The organism is Paraburkholderia metrosideri, from assembly GCF_904848625.1.
GTDB lineage: Bacteria > Pseudomonadota > Gammaproteobacteria > Burkholderiales > Burkholderiaceae > Paraburkholderia > Paraburkholderia metrosideri.
This window is the reverse complement of the sequence record NZ_CAJHCP010000018.1, coordinates 39389-59665: the sequence shown is the minus strand read 5'-3', so window position 1 is coordinate 59665 and position 20277 is coordinate 39389. Positions and strand designations below refer to the sequence as shown.

The 20277-nt window shown below is 60.4% G+C and carries 15 protein-coding genes and 1 pseudogene; 10 read left to right on the top strand and 6 right to left on the bottom strand.

Annotated features, from left to right (window positions below; all coding sequences use genetic code 11):
* Together LMG28727_RS30395 and LMG28727_RS30390 are read left to right on the top strand one after the other, a co-directional pair.
* A complete protein-coding gene (locus LMG28727_RS30395; RefSeq protein WP_201646034.1) occupies nucleotides 1-237 on the top strand; it encodes a DUF2783 domain-containing protein in 237 nt (78 codons plus the stop codon).
* A gap of 479 nt (nucleotides 238-716) precedes the next feature.
* Nucleotides 717-9695: a hemagglutinin repeat-containing protein gene (locus tag LMG28727_RS30390; protein ID WP_201646033.1), complete on the top strand. Its 8979-nt coding sequence runs from the start codon at nucleotides 717-719 to the stop codon at nucleotides 9693-9695.
* Nucleotides 9696-9952: 257 nt separating this feature from the next.
* On the opposite strand, the gene LMG28727_RS30385 is transcribed toward LMG28727_RS30390, so the two are convergent.
* Together LMG28727_RS30385 and LMG28727_RS34390 are read right to left on the bottom strand one after the other, a co-directional pair.
* Nucleotides 9953-10255, bottom strand: a complete 303-nt coding sequence (locus LMG28727_RS30385; protein ID WP_201646081.1) for a hypothetical protein — start codon at nucleotides 10253-10255, stop codon at nucleotides 9953-9955.
* Between the two features lie 185 nt (nucleotides 10256-10440).
* Complete coding sequence (locus LMG28727_RS34390; protein WP_236592487.1) at nucleotides 10441-10626, bottom strand: hypothetical protein; 186 nt, start codon at nucleotides 10624-10626, stop codon at nucleotides 10441-10443.
* Between the two features lie 83 nt (nucleotides 10627-10709).
* On the opposite strand from LMG28727_RS34390, the gene LMG28727_RS30380 reads away from it, so the two are divergent.
* Nucleotides 10710-11906, top strand: coding sequence for a hemolysin (locus LMG28727_RS30380; protein WP_236592500.1), 1197 nt, complete (start codon nucleotides 10710-10712; stop codon nucleotides 11904-11906).
* A complete protein-coding gene (locus tag LMG28727_RS30375) occupies nucleotides 11903-12175 on the top strand; it encodes a hypothetical protein (protein ID WP_201646032.1) in 273 nt (90 codons plus the stop codon). The genes LMG28727_RS30380 and LMG28727_RS30375 overlap by 4 nt, the downstream gene beginning before the upstream one ends.
* Nucleotides 12176-12540: 365 nt before the next feature.
* On the opposite strand, the gene LMG28727_RS30370 is transcribed toward LMG28727_RS30375, so the two are convergent.
* On the bottom strand, nucleotides 12541-12708 hold the full coding sequence (locus LMG28727_RS30370) for a hypothetical protein (RefSeq protein WP_201646031.1): 168 nt from the start codon (nucleotides 12706-12708) through the stop codon (nucleotides 12541-12543).
* Nucleotides 12709-13192: 484 nt separating this feature from the next.
* On the opposite strand from LMG28727_RS30370, the gene LMG28727_RS30365 reads away from it, so the two are divergent.
* The 6 genes and pseudogenes from LMG28727_RS30365 to LMG28727_RS30340 all read left to right on the top strand — a co-directional run bounded on the left by LMG28727_RS30365 (nucleotide 13193) and on the right by LMG28727_RS30340 (nucleotide 17965).
* The gene (locus LMG28727_RS30365; protein WP_201646030.1) at nucleotides 13193-14950 is read left to right on the top strand and encodes a ShlB/FhaC/HecB family hemolysin secretion/activation protein; all 1758 of its coding nucleotides are present in this window, start codon (nucleotides 13193-13195) and stop codon (nucleotides 14948-14950) included.
* A gap of 48 nt (nucleotides 14951-14998) precedes the next feature.
* Entirely contained in the window at nucleotides 14999-15667 is a 669-nt protein-coding gene (locus LMG28727_RS30360; RefSeq protein ID WP_201646029.1) for a CsgG/HfaB family protein, read from the top strand.
* A gap of 74 nt (nucleotides 15668-15741) precedes the next feature.
* Entirely contained in the window at nucleotides 15742-16101 is a 360-nt protein-coding gene (locus tag LMG28727_RS30355; RefSeq protein WP_407945888.1) for a DUF4810 domain-containing protein, read from the top strand.
* Nucleotides 16102-16111: 10 nt separating this feature from the next.
* Nucleotides 16112-16777 (top strand): DUF799 domain-containing protein, encoded by a 666-nt coding sequence (locus LMG28727_RS30350; protein WP_201646027.1) that lies wholly within the window; start codon nucleotides 16112-16114, stop codon nucleotides 16775-16777.
* Between the two features lie 228 nt (nucleotides 16778-17005).
* Nucleotides 17006-17179, top strand: a pseudogene (locus tag LMG28727_RS30345) (MFS transporter); the annotation flags it as partial.
* Between the two features lie 87 nt (nucleotides 17180-17266).
* Entirely contained in the window at nucleotides 17267-17965 is a 699-nt protein-coding gene (locus LMG28727_RS30340; protein WP_201646026.1) for a 4'-phosphopantetheinyl transferase family protein, read from the top strand.
* Between the two features lie 16 nt (nucleotides 17966-17981).
* On the opposite strand, the gene LMG28727_RS30335 is transcribed toward LMG28727_RS30340, so the two are convergent.
* The 3 genes from LMG28727_RS30335 to LMG28727_RS30325 form a co-directional block, all read right to left on the bottom strand.
* Nucleotides 17982-18815: a 4'-phosphopantetheinyl transferase family protein gene (locus tag LMG28727_RS30335; RefSeq protein ID WP_201646025.1), complete on the bottom strand. Its 834-nt coding sequence runs from the start codon at nucleotides 18813-18815 to the stop codon at nucleotides 17982-17984.
* A gap of 12 nt (nucleotides 18816-18827) precedes the next feature.
* The gene (locus LMG28727_RS30330; RefSeq protein ID WP_201646024.1) at nucleotides 18828-19307 is read right to left on the bottom strand and encodes a hypothetical protein; all 480 of its coding nucleotides are present in this window, start codon (nucleotides 19305-19307) and stop codon (nucleotides 18828-18830) included.
* Between the two features lie 178 nt (nucleotides 19308-19485).
* A complete protein-coding gene (locus LMG28727_RS30325; RefSeq protein WP_201646023.1) occupies nucleotides 19486-20148 on the bottom strand; it encodes a nitroreductase family protein in 663 nt (220 codons plus the stop codon).
* Between the last annotated feature and the right edge of the window lie 129 nt (nucleotides 20149-20277).

Here is a 20277-nt window from a genome sequence, read left to right as displayed (position 1 = left end):
ATGGCACTCAATACTCAACCGAATCTCACCCGACCTGATGATTTCTACGAGGCGCTGATCGACATGCATCGCGATCTCGACGATGCGCAGAGTCAGTCGGCGAATGCGCAATTGATTCTGTTGCTCGCGAATCATATCGGCGATTACGCGATATTGATTGAAGCTTTGCAGCACGCGCGAGAAGGTGTGATCGATATGGCGGTTCAGAACGCGGACGCGCATCCGCTGGCGGCTTGAAGTCGCGTTACACACCAGAGTTCGCATACGAAAAAGCAGGCACGCGCGTGACCGTTCGCGTCACGCGCAATTCATCGCATCAGTCCCAAAGCGGCGTATCGAGATGCCGGACTCAATGGGTCCATTGGACCCGCACGTTTGAAGATATCCAACGAGCCAATTTTTCGCCCGTCGCTTGAGCCGGGCGTATCCGCTACTGCCGATGTAATCGGTCGACCCGGTTTGAGCGAATCGTTAGTCGAGCGTCATTAACGAACGGCTAGCGCTCAGCAAGGTTCGCGCCGTCGTGTAGCCCGCGCGAAGGTCGTGACCGCGCATATCGCATGCAATCCGAAGTAATTGATCTCGTGCAATAGGACTCATCCTGAATGTGCAAAGCGTGGTGAATTCGCACCGGTCTTGACAATTATTGACAACCGTTTTGGCGCGATTGACTTACCGTTTGTCACGGTTTTGATAACGCGCGACTAAAAGAAGAAATGACTACGAATATTTTCCGGCTGGTTTACAGCCGGTTCCGGGGCATGCTGGTCGCGGTCGCAGAAACCGTGGCGGGAACGGGCAACGCAGATTCCGGGGAGACCACTCATCACTCTGCAACGGGCGGCATTTCATCATTTTCAATGAGGCACACGGCGTTTGCCGCGCTGGTTCTGTTTGGCGCGGCCCCAAGGCTGGTTGATGCACAGGTGGTCGGCGAGGGCGCGCATGCGCCGCCCGTGATCCAGACGCAGAATGGCATCGCGCAGGTCAACATTAACCGGCCCAGCGGGGCTGGCGTATCCCGGAACACCTATTCGCAATTTGATGTGCCGCAGGCTGGCATCATCCTGAACAATTCATCGACGCTCGTTCAGACGCAGCAGGCGGGCATGATCAACGGCAACGCGAATCTGCAGCCGGGCCAATCCGCGCGGATCATTCTTAATCAGGTGAACAGCAATTCGCCGAGTCAGTTGCGCGGGTATATCGAGGTGGCCGGAAGCAAGGCCGAAGTCGTCGTGGCGAACGGTTCGGGGATTGTGGTCAATGGCGGCGGCTGGATCAATACCACCCGCGGCGTGCTCACTACCGGTATGCCGATCCTCGATGCGAGCGGCAACCTGAGCCGGTTTGACGTAACGGGCGGCAACATTACCATCCAGGGCGCGGGCCTGAACGCTGGCGATGTTGATCAGGTCGATCTGCTCGCGCGCGCAGTCCAGGCGAACGCAGCGATCTATGCGAAGAACCTGAATGTCGTGACCGGTGCGAACAGCATTAACCACGACACACTCGACGCAGCGCCGATTAAAGGCGATGGCGCACCATCAGCCGTGTCAATCGATGTAAGCCAGCTCGGCGGAATGTACGCGAATCGTATCGTTCTGGTGGGGACGGAAAACGGGGTCGGTGTTTCGAGCGCGGGTGTGATTGCTGCGCAGGCGGGCGACCTGACTCTCACCACGCAGGGCAAGCTGCTACTCACGGGCAAGACGAACGCGAGTGGCAACCTGTCGGTGGCCGCGGGCGATGTCGACAACAGTGGCACGACTTACGCGCAGCAGTTTGTCTCGGTGAATACACCGGGCGTACTGACCAACAGCGGCACGCTGGCTGCGCAGCAGGGCTTGACCGTCAACGCGGGCAGCGTCGCGTCAACCGGCACGCTGGGCGCAGGCATCAACAACGATGGATCGATCGCGCAAACGGGCGATCTGAGCGTGAGTGCAACCGGCTGGCTTTCCGCAACGGGCCGCAACGCCGCAGGGGGAAACGCAACCCTTCAGGGCGCGTCGGTCAACCTGTCTGGCAGTACGACCTCGACGACCGGCAATCTCGCGCTGAACGCCAGCGGCGGCGACCTGAATCTGTCTGGCGCGACAACCACCGCAGGCGGCACCGTGAAAGCCACCGCCAGCGGCACCCTGACGAACGATGCCGCTGCGCTCTCGTCGGGCGGCGCTCAAACGATTACCGCAGGCGCGCTATCAAATCGTAGCGGCCAGATCGTCTCGGGCGACACGCTGACGGCGAACGTCGCGGGCGGCGTCTCGAACCAGGGCGGCACGATACAGGCCGCAGGCGCGCTGAACGCGCACACAGGCAGCCTCGACAACACGGCGGGACATGTTGTGTCGCTGAACGCTGACGGCCTGTCCCTCTCGACGGTCGGCCTGCTGAACAATGACGCGGACGGTACGATCGGCGGCAATGGTAGCGTGACTGTCCAGGCAGGACAGATCGCGAACGCCGGTTCGATAACGGCCGTGCAGAACCTGATCGCGACGGCCGTGCAAACGCTATCCAATGGCGGCACGCTGGCGGCGAATGGGAACGTCAACGCATCGGCCGGCATGGCGCTGGTGAACTTCGGCTCGATCTCAGCCGGACAGGAAGCAATGACGAGCGCCGCGACGCTCGATAACAGCGCGGGCTCGATCAGCGCGGACCAGCTTGCGCTAGTTGCTGGGAACCTGGTCAACCACGGCGGCACGATCACGCAGACCGGCACGGGAGCAACGACTATCGCCGTCGCAGGCACGCTCGACAATACGAACGGCTCATTGCAGACCAACGCAGCGAACCTGACGCTCGGTCCTGCGACGCTCGTCAACGATCACGGCACGATTGCGAACTCGGGCAACGGTACGCTGTTGATCAATACCGGAACACTGTCGAATAACGGCGGCACGGTCGCGACCAACGGGGCGCTTTCCATCGAGGGCGGCGCGGTGTCAAACCGTGGCGGCAAGCTCGCGGGCCAGTCCTCGGCGGTGCTGAAACTGGCCTCGCTCGATAACAGCGCGGGCGGCTATGTCGGCGCGCAGAACGTCACCGTGACCGATGCAGGTGCGCTCGACAATGCCGGTGGCACGATTCAGGCCAATGACGCGCTCGCCGTGTCGGCGCAGAGCATCGTCAACGATGGCGGCACGATTGCCAACAGCGGCACTTCCGCGACGACCGTGAGCGCCAGCGGCGCACTCACCAATTCGGGCAATGGCCTGATTGGAGGCAATGGCGACGTGTCCGTCAATGGCGGCAGTGTCGACAATGCGGACGGCACAGTCATCGCGGGTGGCGCGGCGTCGGTGCAATCCGGCGGCACGCTCGGCAACCGCGCCGGAATGATTCAGGGCAACGGCACAGTTAAAGCCTCTGCGCAGGGTGTTATCGACAACACCGGTGGCCAGATCGAGGCCAATGGCGCGGGCGCGATACTCGCTGTCGCTGGCGCATCGCTCGACAATACGGATGGCCGCATCGCCAACATTGGCAACGGCGCGACGACAGTCGATGCCGCGACCGTGACGAACTCGAATACGGGTGGCGTGAATGGCGCGGGCACCATCGGCGGCAATGGTGACGTGACTGTGAACGCGCAGGTGCTGTCGAACACGGATGGCGCGCAAATCGTGTCGGGCCAGGACCTGGCGCTGAACGTCGTGCAGTCGGTCAACAACACCGGCGGCTCGCTCTCTGGCGCAAATAATCTCAGGCTCGACCAGGCGGGCGCGGCGGTCATGAACCAGAGCGGGTCGATCCACGCCAACGGTGCGCTCGATCTGAACGTGACGACGCTCGATAACACGTCGGGACGGATCGGCAACGATACCGGCAGTGGCGGTAGCGTAGCCATTACGGCGGGCACGCTGGCAAACCAGGGCGGCGCAATCGGCAGCGACCAGAGCCTGAGCCTGACGACAAATCAGCTTACCGGCGACGGCAGGATTATTGCCGGCAACGATGGCGCCATCACGCTCAACGGCGACTACACGTTAGGCGCGGCCAATCTGATTCAGGCGAATCACGACCTGACCTTCACTACCGCAGGCAACTTCACGAATCAGGGAGCGCTCGGCGCGGTCAATGCGCTTACGCTCAACGCGACGAACGTGGACAACCAGGCGGGTGCCGACCTGAATTCAGCCAGCACGACTGTCAACGCGGCGAACGCGATCACCAATGAAGGTCGCATCGAGGGCGACAACGTTACGACGAACAGCGCCACGCTCACCAATACGGCCACCATCATCGGCAACACCGTCACCCTCAATGGCAGCCAGTCCATCGCCAATACCGGGGCCGCCGCCATCATGGCCGCCGCTTCGCAACTGAACCTCTACTCATCGGGCGATATCTCGAACACGGGTGGCGCGAACCTGTTCAGCCTCGGCGATATCAACGTCGCCGCCGACGCCGCACGCGATGCAAACGGCCTGCTCGCGAACCGCAGCAATTCGGTCACCAACGACCAGTCCACCGTCGAGGCACAGGGCAATAACGAAATCGCGACGCAGACGCTGACAAACTCGCGCCCCGCACCGACTGTCGAGACCGTGACGACTGACGTTTCGACAGTGCACCAGACCAAACGCAGCAAGTACATCGCCTGTACCCCTGCCAACGGCGACGGGAATGCGGGCTGTGGCGATTCGGTCTGGTCGGGTCCCTACAAGACACCGCTTACAACCACCTACGCCGCCCCCGACGTGGTTTCGGAAACCTCGGGCCCGAACGCTACGGACCGCGCGCTGGTCGTGAGCGTGAACGGCGGCCAGCAGACCATCTGGTACAACACGTCCACGGCGAATCCCGATGGCTCGGTTACGGTCACGTACTGGGATGGCTACGACCCGAATATCAACTACGACCCCGCCACCGAATATCCGGTGCGCAGTGACTCACACAATGGCTACCAGCGTGTGGAGATTGCGCGCGACACCACGACGACCATCCAGCAGGATCAGGTGACGGCCCAGGCGCAGCAGGCCCAGCTTCTTGCTGGCGGCAACCTGACTCTCGCCAATGTTGGGACGCTGAACAATAAGTACAGCGCGATTGCTGCAGGAGGCTCGATCCAGATCGGCAGTACCACGCAAGACACCGCGCTCGATCCCTCCGCGAGCGGCAGCTACGGTGGCACGCAGGTCAACAATCTGGGCCAGACGCTGTACCAGTACCAGCGGCAGGATATCGCTTCGACCTATGCGTGGAATGAGAATCCCACGCGGGACGTGGGTCTGGTGACCGAGCCATCGATTGTGCTATCGCCGGTTGCCATCGGCGGCACTGGCGGGACGATCGTCGCGAACAACACGGTGCAGATCAGCGCGACCGACATCAACAATACGAATGTGGCGGCGGCTAACTCGGCCACCGGTGCGACGGGCGGCACGCTCGGCGCAAATGGTGCAGTGGGCGGCATGACGGGCGGTGGCGCGCAGACGGTTAACCTCGCCACCGGCGAGACCCAGACGATCAATGCGCCGCAATCGGTTGCGGGCCCGACTGGCGCGCTGAAGATCACGCTGCCGACGAGCGGCCTTTATAAGTACCAAGCTGCGCCCGGCGCGTCTTACCTGATCGTCACCGACCCGCGCCTGACCAGTTATACGAACTTCATCTCGAGCGACTACATGCTCAAGCAACTGGGGCTGAATCCGCAGAGCGTCGAGAAGCGTCTTGGCGACGGCATGTATGAAGAACAGATGGTGCGAGACCAGATCACGCAGCTCACGGGCCGCGTGTATCTGCAGGGGTACACGAACAATCTGGATGAATACACCGCGCTGATGACGAGTGGCGTGAATGTCGCGCAGCAGTTCGGACTTGAGCCGGGTATTGCGCTGACGGCGGCGCAAATGGATGCGTTGACGAGCGATATCGTCTGGCTGGTGAGCCAGACGGTGACGCTGCCCGATGGCACCACGCAGCAGGTGCTCGCGCCAGTGGTGTATCTCGCGCAGACCCATGCAAATGACCTGCAACCAACCGGCGCGCTGATTGCCGCTGACGATGTCGAGATTCACGCCACTGGCAGTGCGACCAACTCCGGCGTCATCAAGGGCGGCACGCAGACGGTGGTCAGCGCGACCGATATCCTGAATCGGGGCGGCACGGTCGCAAGTAGCGGCGCGAACGGGACGACGGTGGTATCGGCGACGAATGACGTGGTGAACGCGTCGGGCATGATTAGCGGCAATCGGGTGGCGGTGCTGGCGGGGAACAACATCGTCAATGCGACGCTGGTCGATGCCGTTGGTGTCAGCAGTGCTGCGGGCGACAGCAAGGTCAGTCAGACCCTGCTCGGCGCGCAGGGCACGATTGTATCGACTGGTGACATGGTGATCGCAGCCGGCAACGACCTGATGGTGCATGGCGCGACTATCGCGGCGGGTGGTAATGCGCAGATCACGGCAGGCCACGACATCACGGTGGATGCGGTGCAGTCGACCACGTCCCAGTCTGTCACGCTGAACGACCAGCATCACTGGGAAGCGAGTGGCACGACGAACCAGACCAGCGCGATCTCGGCGGGTGGCGGCCTTGCGATTCAAAGCGGCAACGACATGACGCTCAGGGGCGCGCAGGTTAGCGCGGGCGGCGACCTCGCGGCTGTGGCGGGCGGCAACCTGACGGCAACCACCGTGACGGATACCGTGCGGTATGACAATGTTGCCACCGACAGCAAGACGCGCCAGGAAGTCGACCATACGTATGACGAGCAGACGATCGGCACGAGCTTCACGGCGGCCGGTAACGCAACGCTGGGGGCGCTCAGCACGGACGCGGGCAACGGCAACGTGACGCTGACCGGTTCGTCGCTGACGGCGGGCGTAACGAACGGCGTGGACAACGGTGCGGGTACGGCAACGATCGCAGCATCCGGCAATGTCACCATCAACGAGGCACGCGAGGAGCACGATAGCGCTGTCGCCGTTGAATCGAAGCGCGGCAGTTTCGTTCATGGCTCGACTACCGACACGTCGCAGAGCACTCAGGCGAACATCGGCGTGGCGAGTACCGTGTCGGGCGATACCGTGCAGATCAGCGCCGGAAAGGATCTGACCGTCGAGGGAGCAACGGTCGTCGGCACGAACGATGTAAATCTGGCGGCTGCGGGCAACGTGAATATCACAACCTCGCAGGACACCCAGGCCACATCGAGCTACAGCAAGGAACACGAATTCGGTATCGGCTCGGGTGGTGGCATCGGTATATCGGTTGGCACCAAGACGCAGACCGATTCGACCATTACGTCACAGGTGGCGAACACCGGCAGCACGATTGGCTCGCTGAATGGAAACCTGAACATTTCGGCGGGCAACGATCTGCATGTGACCGGTAGCGACCTGATTGCAGCCGGGAATATCACCGGCACGGGTGCGAACGTCACGATTGACGCGGCGACCGACACGGCCCATGCGGACGAAACGCACAAGGTCCAGCAGAGCGGCTTTACGCTTGCGCTGAAGGCGCCGGTTATTGATGCGGTATCGAATGCCGTCGATCAGTCTCGCGCGACGGGCCGGAGCCAGGATGGGCGTGCGTCGGCACTGCACGGTATTGCGGCAGCCAGCGCAGCATGGGATGCGAACCTCGCTGCGGGCGGTCTCGTCAGCGACCTGGCATCCGGCACCACGCCGCAGATGAAAGTCGAATTGAGCTTCGGATCGAGTCATTCCGCAAGTACCTTCACGGAAGATTCGACCACGCAGAAGGGGTCGACCGTCACGGCAGGTGGGACCGCCGCATTCGTTGCGACCGGCAACGGCACACCCGGTAGTGGCAACGTGACCATCGCCGGGTCGAACGTGACAGCGAACGACGTGTTACTGGCCGCGACGAATCAGGTCAATCTAGTCAATACGACCGACACCGATTCGACACGCAGCACGAACCAGTCAGGCAGCGCGAGCATTGGCATTTCGTACGGCACGAATGGCTGGGGTGTCGATGCGTCCGCTTCGAAAGCGAGCGGCAACGGCAACAGTGACGCCGCGATGCGGAACAACACGCGTGTCACGGCGGGCAACAGCGCCACGATCATTTCCGGTGGTGACACGAATATCATCGGCTCGAATGTGGGCGCTGGACAGATTACGGCCAGCGTTGGCGGCAATCTGAATATCGTGAGCGTGCAGGACACGATGACGAGCGATGCTCATCAGCAAAGCGCGGGTGGCGGCTTCAGCGCCAGCATGGGCGGTGTGAGCGGCAGTGTCAGCGCGCAGAACGGCAACGCGAATGCGAGCTATGCAGGCGTCAGCGAACAGGCGGGCTTGCTGGCTGGCGACGGTGGATTCAAGGTCAGCGTTGTAGGTAACACGGACCTGAAAGGCGGGCTCATTGCGAGCGATGCCGATGCGTCGAAAAACACGCTGACGACTGGTACGCTGACGTATAGCGAGATCCAGAACACGTCGAGTTACAACGCGCATTCGAGTGGCATCACTGTGGGCGGTAGTATGGGTGACGGCGGCAACAACTACGCCACTCACGGTGTCACGTCGGGCCATAACGTAGGCGGTGCGCTGCCGGTGTTCGCCAACGACAGCGGCAACGACAGCGCGACGACAAAGAGCGGCGTGAGTGCTGGCACGATCAACGTGACCGATGCCGCGAACCAGACGCAGGATGTCGCCGCGCTGAATCGCGACACGTTGAACACGAACGGGACGGTGGCGCAGACGCCGGATGTGAACGCACTGCTGGATAACCAGTCGGATCTGATGAACGCGGTGACTGCTGCGGGCGAAGCGGTGGCAACACGGATCGGGCAGTATGCGGACGGCAAGCAGAAAGAAGCTCAGGACAACCAGCAGATCGCCCTTGCCGCAGGTGACACGGCGCTCGCTGCGCAGTATGGGCAGGAGGCGGCTGACTGGGATGAGGGTGGGACGAACAGAACAGCGCTGCATATTGCGGGTGGGGCGTTGATCGGTGGGCTCGGTGGCGGTGTTTTCGGAACAGCCCTTCAGGGTGCAGCGGGCGCGGGGCTGTCGGCAGCGATGGCGAAGCAGTTGGAAGATATCTACAAGGGCGTGGGCTCAGCTACCGGTTCGGAACTGCTGGGCAACATTGCAGCCAATGTGGTTGCCGGCGTCGGCGGTGCGCTGGTCGGTGGCGGCGTTGGGGCGAGCACTGCATCGAATGTTGAGTTGTATAACCAGTCGGCACACCGGAAACCGAAAGACCTGGTATCACAGGTGTGTCCAGCGGGGGCGCAGTGCAGTGATGCGACGCTGAATGCGGCGATTCAGGCTCAGGGGACAAATGCAGATGCTGCCGCCGGGACTCTCCAGCCCAACTACGCAACATTGAATTTCGGGGTGCTGTCTGGTACGGCTGGGGGTGCTATAAACCTGTACGACGGCACAAAATATCTGGCTTTCGGCGTCGCACAAGGTAATCCTGCTTCGACTAATTGGTCGTTGGGGGCCAGTGCCACGGTCGGTTGGATCTTTGGGGCCAATAATGCTGCGTCAACTAATAATTTTATGAACGGTGACGGCAATCAGGCATTTATATCTATACCAACGCCGTTGCCATTCAATATCGTTGGTGCTGTTACGCACGGCTATGGCGGTGCTACTGCCGTTGAAGTGGGTGTTGGAACGGCTGGTGACAAGATATCTTATGGGGTTATTCCGTGGAGTCATTCGATGCCAGTCGGAAAATCTGCTCAATAGTAAGAGGTGGAAATGCCTGCAGTGGGTGGTGGTCCTTCGCCAGAGAAGTGGAACAAAATGAGCAAATCCGAAAAAATATTCTATTGGATATTTGTCGGGCTAGCTGTCGCTGTCGTTGGCTATTTGGTCATCGCTAAGATATGGGGTCGATATTGAAATAGGTTGATACCAGCCGCATCTTTATAGTCATCACCCATTCATTCATGATTGACAAAGCAAACCCGGCCGCGGCCGGGTTTGCTGTTTATGGGTGTTGCTCAGTTGCGTCTGCTGCGTCGTTTCAGCATGGCTTCGGCTTCAGGTTCGGTCATGTACCTGCTGGCGATCCTGTAGTCATAGTCCGGGGTAATGGTGATATGTCCGTGCCGGTAGTCGATGCTGAACAGGACCTGGTTGCCCGGCAGGAAGCCCGCGTGTTCGAGCATGGCATCGGTGATCTGCATCCAGGGAAAGGTCATACGCCTGTCGTGTTCGTGCGCGTGGTCAGCTTCAAGCGGGACGGAAATGCGCGTGACGTGTTCGTCGCGTGCCCGACGTGGTTTAAGATTGGCATCAGCCATGGTCAACTCCCCTATGCGAGTGTCGAGGAGCAGTCGGGCATACACGCGGGCACGGACGGCTTCGACATTACCGTTAAGGGCAACACCGACCTGAAGGGCGCGCTGATTGCGAGTGATGCCGACGCAGACAGGAATACGCTCAACACGGGCACGCTCTCGTTCTCGGACCTGAAAAATCACTCCGACTACACCGCCACGAGCACGGGCATCAGTGCAGGTGTTACCGCAGGCAGTGGCGGGAACAACGACGCGACCACGGGCCAGACGTCGGGCAAGGACACGGGCGGTGCACTGCCGACGTTCGCGAACGATAGCGGCAGTTCGGACGCGACAACACGTAGTGCGATCAGCGCGGGCACGATCAACGTCACCGACGGTGCCAATCAGGAGCAGGACATCGCGAGTCTGAGCCGCGACACGAGCCGCACGAACGGCACGGTAGAAGCTGCCGGACGTGAACCAGCTGGTGAACAACCAGGCCGATCTGATGAACGCGGTAACGGCCGCATCGGCGGCGGTGGCGCAACGCATCGGCGATTACGCGGATTCGAAGTACAGGGAAGCGGAGGCAACTGGCGACCAGGCGGGGATGGATGCGTGGAAGGACGGCGGCAATTCGCGTGCGGAACTTCAGGCGGCGGGGGCAGCGGTGGTGGGTGGGCTGGGTTCCGGCGGTATTGGAGGTGCAGCGGGTGCAGCAGTGGGCGCAGCGATCGCGTCGAAGTCGGCGGGCAAGCTTGATGAATTGAGCCAGCCCATCGCGGATTCGAGCCCGACGGGTAACGCCGATCTGGACAAGGCGCTGGGTAACATCGTCGCGAATGTGGCCGCGACGGGGATAGGCGGGGTAGGTGGAGCGGCTGGGGCAACGGCGGGTTCGGCGGTGGATCGCTTCAACCGGCAGTTGCACCCCGAAGAAAAGGCCGTAGCCAAGCAACTCGCCGACAAGAGCGGCGGACTGTATTCGCAGGCGCAAATTGAGGACCAGATGCGCATCATGGGCGCAACCTCGAACGGAACCAACGAATCAGGCGCACCTACGACCCTCATTGGTCAGGCACCTACGGACTCGGGCGCACAGTGGATGTCGGCAGGAACAACGGCCGACGGCAAGCCGATCCTGACGCAGATAACGGCACAGGCGAATCTGGAATTGCAGTCATATATTCTGTCGAACTCTGCCACCGACGTGCCGGGCACAGTTTCATACGATCCGTTGTCCCGTTCGAGGTCGTCATCTATAACGGGACCGTTTACCAAGTTCGACAAGAGCGACGCGGACTTCATGCGTAACACAACGACAGATGCAGCGGGGATGGTTTCTACTAACGCGGGACGTGTATCGTCACTTGCGGCAGCGGGTGCGTCGATAACACCTTGCTCAGTAGTCTGTGAGGGTATTGCATACGGCGGACCAATCATAGGAATCGCCGCAGATGCCGTTGGGCAATTGGCTAAGCCGAATACTGGGCAATACCTTTTTAATGGTTCTACGTCTATTGCATCGAACTACATATCGGCGGCATCGCCCATGTTGACCCCTGCCGTGAATGAGTTGGTGAATCAAGTAAACGGTAGTGGCGTGGCTATGAACGTGCAAGAAAAGATAGATGGCATTTTCGGGCCGCAAACTTCCAAGGGGAAAAAATGAAGATCAGATTCATCGACAACGGCAACCTAGCTTCATGGCTTCGCTTGACGCTAATCGTTATGGGAATAGGACTTGCCGCTATCGCACTTGAATTTGAACTCCCAGTCATTTGGGCCAGAGTTTTCTTGTTAGTCGGCTTTTTGTCAGTGCTTGTCGGTGGAATGACCAGTCGGGCCAAATTGCTAAATATCAAACCCTTCGACAACAGCTACAAGAAGGCGCGCGAGAGCTACAAAACCGAAGACGATAAGCAGGATGAACCGAAATGAAGCGAACGAAATTCGGCGTCGCACAGCTGGTACTCCACCTGTCTTCGATCCTGCGAGTGGTGGCGGCGCTAATGGCAGCAACCGTAGTGGTTCCCTTTGGTTTCGCCCGCAAGCCTCGGCAACGCAGCGCGTCTCGACGATCAATAATGCGATCGCCAAGACACTTTATTTTACCGTCGGGTACGCCTTGCTGGCTCGGTGCATGAATCGCTGTACAGGCCTAGTCCGACGTATTGCCTCGGGCATATTCCTCATCAACACCGGCGTTGCCGCGCTAGCGAAAAGTGCTCAAGCCAACGCTATCCAGCATCGACGTGCACCCTGCCAACACTGGCGCTATTTCGACTTTAGCTGCTATCGCTGAGTCAGGCGAAGCGGTTGCGCAGGCTGCAGCCGAAAGCGCGGCCAATGCAGAAGTGTTGCATCTGGCTGCTGCGGTGACACACGCCGATGACATTCAGGTGCCCTTCGGCGCGTTGCGCGGCCTTGACGTGGTAAGTGTCGGGGCGGTATGCAAGGGCCTGCGCGGTCATGGAACAGTAGTACGGATACGTCCCGTTCGGGCGGGTTTGCCGTCGCGCTGCGCACACCATCAACCCCGAGGAAGTCAATGATGCTTCGTTATACGATGTAATTGAGATAGCACAAGAAACGCGTCATCTGGCAGACTCCCGCCTTCAGGCAAAAGCCCGCGTCGGAGAAAAAATATGTCGTTTGGAAAATGCGTCGGGGCGATTTGCTTTGCAAGCGATTGTTGCGTCCAGGGAAAATCGACTTCGACAACGGCGGCCGTGTCAGATGCGAGTGATAGGGGTATGCGCCGGACACCGCGACCCTGAACGATGGCGGCGACTCTATAAATAAGTCCGAGCACACCTGCAGGAATGAGCGGTAGTCCGATGAATGCTCCGCATGGCAAGAACGCACCCACTACGATCAACGGGGCGTACTACTCAGCTCATTCGATAGACGCAGGCGAACAACGCACGACACGCAGAATCGAGGACCAGTCCAGTAATGAAAATCATAAAAAGGCTGGCAGCCCTGCCGCTCACAGCTCTGGCATCACTCGCCCACGCGCAGCAGATGCCGATACCAACACGAGCAGATACCGCTGCAGCGGCACGCGCCAATGCCGAACAGAACCAGCAGGTGAAGGAGCATCGCGAATCACAGCAGCGCGCTGCTGCAGTAAATGCGCCGTCCGTACGCTCAACGGTTGAGCGCATTTCAAACTGGCCTGAACTGCCAGTTGAAACGCCATGCTTCCGTATTGAATCGTTCGTACTCGACGTGCCCGTCACCTTGCCCGATACAGCGCGCGCGCAGGGCACATCAGCGCTAAGCCTGGACCGCTTCGCTTTCGCGCGCGAATGGGTGAACCACTATGCTGGGGCATGCATCGGCAAACAGGGGCTGGACGCTATCGTGAAGGGATTGCAACAAGCCATCCTGAGCCGTGGCTACATCACTACACGCGTACTACTACCCGAACAGGACCTCTCAACCGGGACGCTGAAATTCGCACTGGTGCCCGGCATTATCGGCAGGATTCGCTTTGCCGACAATGCACCACGCGACACATGGAAGTCTGCATTCCCCACACGCGATGGCAACGTGCTGAATCTGCGCGACCTCGAACAGGGACTCGAGCAGATGAAGCGCGTCAGCAGTCAGGACGTTTCCATGCAGATCGTCCCGACGAACGTCCCCGGTGAAAGCGACGTAGTACTGGAAGTAAAGCGCACGAAGCCCTGGACAGTAGTCGCCTCGATCGACAACTCGGGCCAGCGCGCAACGGGAAGGTTGCAAGGTAATCTGAGCCTCGGCATCGACAACCCACTCGGCGTGAACGACATCTTCAACGTCGGCGTGAGCCAGGATCTCGAATTTGGCGACAAACGTCTCGGTTCCCACGGCTGGAACGGCTCGTATTCGATCCCGTGGGGCTACTGGACCGGCACGCTGTCGGCCTATACGAACTCGTACTATCAGCCGATCGCGGGGGCTAATGCGACGTTCGTTTCGACCGGCAATTCGCAGACGGTGGACTTCAAACTCCAGCGCGTGCTCATGCGCAGCCAGAACAACATACTTGGCGCGCAGTTCCGGCTGACGAAGCGTTTTGGCGAGAGCTTCATCGAAGATACGGATATCCCGCAACAGCATCGCAACAACACATTCATCGAAGCCGGTCTGACCGATCGGCATTACTTCGGCGCATCGCAGTTCGACGGTAGTCTCGCTTACCGTCAGGGTATCGGTGGACTAGGCGCAACGCCGGACTATTACGTGAATGGGCCAACGTACCGCTTCCACATGGCCGTGCTGGATGCGAACCTGTCCATCCCGTTCCAACTAGCAACCCAGACTCTTCGCTACGTGACGAGCGTTCACGGACAGTTCACGAACTACACGCTGAACTACATCGACGACCTGACTATCGGCAGCCGCTACACGGTGCGCGGTTTCGACGGCGAAACGATGCTGGCGGCGGAGCGCGGCTTTTACTGGCGTAATGAATTTCAGTTGCCGATCAACTCGACCGGACAGTCGCTTTATGCGGGCATCGACTACGGACATGTGTTCGGGCCGAACGCCGCGCTCCTGGTGGGGACGCAACTCGCGGGTGCGGTGATAGGTATCAGGGGCAGTGCGTCGACAAAGGCCGGTGCACTCGCCTATGACCTCTTCGCGGGCACTCCAATCTACAAACCTTCGGGTTTTCCGACAGCGCGGGTCACGCTTGGCTTTCAGGTGACGGCGCAATTCTGATTACCGTTTGATCCTCACTGCTTTACCAAAAAAAGGAGATTGATAGATATGTCAAAAGTCTATGGAGTTTCGGTGGCCGCTGCTGTCCTGGCGTTGTGCGGATGTGCAACAGAGTCCTCGCATTCGCTGCCGGTCCAGCCGGTCAGCATTTCCCAGACTCCCTACGCGGGTCAGCGCATCGAGATGGCCGTGGGCAAGTTCGACAACCGGTCCAGCTATATGCGAGGAATTTTCTCCGATGGGGTCGACCGCCTTGGAGGCCAGGCCAAAACCATCCTGATCACCGCGCTGCAACAGAGTGGCCGCTTCAATGTGCTCGATCGGGACAACCTCGACGAAATCCGTCAGGAAGCCGGCTTCATGAAAAAGGGGCAGGCGATCAAGGGCGCGAACTTTGTCATCACTGGCGACGTTACCGAGTTCGGCCGCAAGGAAACGGGTGATCGCCAACTCTTCGGCATTCTCGGCAGCGGCAAGAATCAGGTGGCTTACGCAAAAGTGAGTGTCAACGTAGTCGATACCACGACGTCGGAAGTCGTAGCGTCGAGCCAGGGGGCGGGCGAATACAGTCTGTCGAATCGCGAAATCATCGGTTTCGGGGGAACGGCCAGCTACGACTCCACGTTGAATGGCAAGGTGCTTGACCTCGCGATTCAGGAGGCCGTCAATCATCTGGCCGCGCAAGTCGATGGAGGCGTGCTTAAAGCTTCACGATAGGCGCACGCGGTCATCACGTTGCACGGACTTTCCGGCGACACATCATCACACCGACGAAATTGACGATGAAACGAATGAGCACGATACGGGGAATGGGACTGCCGGCAATGACAGTAGCGCTGCTGCTGACGGGATGTGCGGCAAGCAGTCCGCCGCTTTACCAGTGGACCGGCTACGAACCGGCGGTCTACGACTATCTCAAGGGTGGCAAGGATCCGCAGCAGCAGATCGACGCACTAGAAAAAGCGCTGCAGGAGATTCGCGCAAAAGGCGCCATGCCTCCGCCAGGTTTTCATGCGCAACTCGGAATGCTGTACGCGGGCGTTGGCAAGGACGGCCCGGCCATGGAGCAGTTCGGAGCCGAAAAGCATCTGTTTCCGGAATCCGCGACCTACATGGATTTCCTGATGAAGCAGAAAACCCCACAGCCTTGATCGAGTTCCCATGTCCAGATTCCTTTGCTTCAAACTTTGGTTTGCGCTTTCGACGGTCGCGTTGCTGGCGGCGTGCGCGCAACCGGTCAAACATGCTGACTACACGGCTTTCAAAAACAGCCAGCCGCATTCGATCCTCGTGCTGCCGCCCGAGAATGAAACGACCGATGTACAGGCGACAAACAGCATGCTTTCCCAGATGACGATGCCGCTCGCCGAATCGGGTTACTACGTGGTGCCGGTGGCGGTGATGGATGAGACGTTCCGCCAGAACGGTCTGACCGTCGCGGCGGATATTCAGGCGACCTCGCCCGCGAAGCTTCGGGAGATTTTCGGCGCCGACGCGGTGCTGTATTCGAAGATCACACAATTCGGTACCTCGTACCGCGTGCTCGCCAGTGCGACTGTTGTCACCGCGTCGGCGAAACTGGTGGATCTGAAGACCGGTGATGTGCTGTGGCAGGGGAGCGCGACAGCCAACAGCAACGAAGGCAATAACTATGGCGGTGCGGGTTTGGTCAGCATGCTCGTGGCTGCGGCTGTCCAGCAGATTGCAGACTCGCTGACGGACAGGAGCCACGATATGGCCGCTGTGACGAGTTATCGGCTGCTGCACGCGGGGCCGCCGAATGGGCTGTTATTCGGACCGAGGTCGTCGAAATTCGGCACGGATTGATCACGCCAGTCGGCGTGACGACCGCCGCTGAGATGAAGGATGCGCGGTACGCCGCGCATCGATCTTCGAGCAAGCGCGAGACTGGGGAAACGCTGGGTTTCTCCAGTACTTGCATGCATCGTGCGGCAATGGGCCAACTCAACCGGCGGGCGCCATTCCAACTCCCGAGCGAGTTATTCCCGCACCTGACGTTTGTTTCTGGCAAGTTAGCGAACTACACGCTCTGCGGCATCGACGACTAGCATCGGCATCACAAGCGGAATTGTGAGCCCGTGGGTGATCGGTCTGATCAAGACGCACACGGGCAGCATGGACAACGCGTTGTATCTGCTCACTGCGTTGTTATTCGTGAGCGGCGTGGCGTTGCTGCCCGGCGTGCCGAAACAAGCGACGCGTAGTTGACTGAAGACATCGTCGTATCGAACGTGATCCAGGTTAGAGTCGCGGTTAGTCTTCTGCGAACCCGCCTTTCACGTCCGAACTTCTGCGATGTATTCCATCGAGTCAATTCCATTGCCCCACGACGCGCCGTCCGACATTTCGTTATGGCGGGTCGACCTGGCTTTTAATCTGTCGTTAGATGACGACGCTTTCTCATCGCTCAGCGACGACGAACGGACTCGCGCACGCAAATTCCTTCGTCATGAAGACACACTGCGTTTCGCAACCGTACGAGTCGCGCTGCGTGAGCGACTCGCGCAATACCTCGGCATCGGGCCACATGCCCTTCGTTTTACTCACGATGCACATCGTCGTCCTCATCTGGCAGAGTCGAATCGGATCGATTTCAACGTATCGCATACCGGTTCGCACGGGCTGATTGCGATGTCTGCGGTGCGGCGCGTCGGCGTGGATATCGAACAGATGCGTGCGCAGTTCGATTGGCGTTCGGTTGCACCGCTGACGCTCGACCCCGCCGAAAAGATGTGGATTGAACGCCTCGACATCACGCAGCAGCGTGCGGCGTTTTACGACGCGTGGGTGGCAAAGGAGGCGCTGGTTAAAACAACGGGAGTGGGCGTTGTCGAAGGACTGCAGCATCTGAGCGTGCTGCCGCGCGATACATCGCGCGTGACCTTGCGCAACGCTATTCCGGACGGCATGCGTGCGATTTCCGCACACTGGCTGGCCGCGCCGGATTCCTATGCCGCGTGTCTCGCGTGGTCGGAGACGCCGTTCTCAAGGTAGTCGCGCCGCGTTTCGATCAGCTATCGAGCCGATCGAACACGACGCCCTTTGGCCACCCAAACGTGTGCACCATCGTCACCTGCTGGGCAATCGCGACGGCTGCGCGAATCTTGCCACCCATCGGCAGATCTAGCACATACCAATAGCCGTGTTCGCCGAGTTCGAGAGCGCAGCTTGATCTATCGCTCAATAGAAGAGCGCCGTCGATATCCACTGGCGCGTAGCGCAATGCATTGCAGAGGCTGCTATAACGCGCACGTCGCCGCGCTGCATCGGATGACTCGTCAGGCGCGCTGCCGGGCGAAGGCGTGACCACGCTCAGACCCAGCGTGGCCGACGCCATCCCGATCACGATCCAGATGCCGCCGTACACGATGTCAATAGTGATGCCGCGACCATCATGAGGATGACGCGCGCGTAACTTCTCGTTGCCGTCGTCCTGCAACTCGACATGCTGCGGCTCGCATTCGAACAGATTGCCGACGATCCAGCGCACCACCACTCGCGCGCTGATAAAGCGCTTGCGCAGCGCGGCGTTCGGATGAAGCCGGGCGCGCTCACGTTCGGCTTTCGACAACCATGTGTCGCCTTCCTGAACCGGCACCGGTAGCCATTCGCAACGGAATCGCCAAAGATGCAACTCGCCCGCCCGCGGCGCGGCGACGCTGTGCGGATACTGCCGCGTCAGCGGATGCGACCGGAAAGCGGGGAGCGCCGTCGCTGCAGTCTCATGCGCGGTTCCGGTGCGTGGACGCGATGTGGCATGTTCGACTGTTTGCGAAATCGCGCGGCTGGCTGTGACGGGTTCGGATGCAAGCGCAGTAGGCGCCAGATCCAGTTCCATGGGCATGGGCTTGCGTCCTCAATGCATGTACGTGACGCGGCGCGCCTGCACATCGAGTTCCACGCCGGCGTCGAGCAGATCGATAGCGAACCAGCGGATCAGTTTCAACACGCCACTCACCGCAGGCGCGGGCAGCCATTCGCTCAACATGCGCAACGCGGCACCGCTGTGCGTTTTCTGCAGCAGCGCGATGGTTTGCAGAATCACCGCTTCATCCTTGCCGAGATCGCTGGCGCAACGGCAGCGCATGTCGAGTGGACGATACGACACGTGCATCAGCGAGCGCATCAGCAGATCGAAATGCTCGATGCCGTCCTGTCGCAAGCCGACGCCGCTCAGAATGTCGCGCCAGTGCACGCCGCCGCGCGCGGTCTCACACGCCGGGCGCAGCCAGGTACGCACGGCAGTCAGGACTGTGCGTTCGGGCGCATCGGTAGCGTCCACCGGATGATCGTCGATCAGTTCGGGACGGCTGCTGAATTGAGAGCGGAAGTTCATCGATGCTCCTGTATGGACACGGTCCATGAGTCGCGCCGGCCGGGTTGAACGGAAGCCGCGTCGCAGGCCAGCGCTAGAACGCGTGCGACGGATAGGCGGTGACGCCGGGCTCGCGTCAGGTGCCTGCATCGATCGTGGTCGATGCGGGCGAGTGCCCACTTCACTTGAAACTCAAGCTTCAGGCCGATTGCGGCGGCAGCCACTCGCGCACGTGCGCGCAGCGCGCTGGGCGCACCGGCGGCTGTGCCGGGTTTTTCGGCGTGCCGACGAACAGGAAACCGAGCAATCGTTCGTTCGGTGCGAAACCCAGTGCGTCGTGCAGACGCGCTTCGTAGCTGTCCGGTCCGGTGGCCCAGAAGCCGCCGTAGCCGAGCGCATGGATCGCATTCAGCATGTTCATTGCCGCCGCGCCGGCCGCTAGCAACTGCTCGACTTCGGGCACTTTCGGATGCACCGACAGCGCCGCGCCGAGCGCAATCACGAGCGGCGCCGCAAAAGCTTTCTGCCGACGATGCGCATGCGCCGAGCGCGGCTCGCCGGGCGCGCGTGCGCAGGCGAGATCAACCAGCAGATCGCCGAGCGCGCCGCGCGCTTCGCCGCGAATGGTGACGAAGCGCCATGGCCGCAAATTGCCGTGATCGGGTGCGCGCAGCGCGGTGTCGACGATCAGATCGAGCTCGGCGTTGGCCGGGCCGGGCTCGGTGAGCGGCCAATGCGACTGGCGCGACAGCAGCACGTCGAGTACCGCCGATGCTTCAGGCGTCGCGTAGCCAGCGGTGGCGGCAGTCGCGGCTGGACGTGACGTGGGGGTATCGGCGCGGCTGAGGTCGAGCGTGGTCATGAGATCGGTTCGGATGATGGCGTGGGATGAATCATCGCTCAATTCTTCAGTAAATGCAAATCATTCTCATTTATGCGGCGCTGATTTGATGCGTGTTTGTGGTGTGGGCGCGGAGCGGCGGTGGTCTAT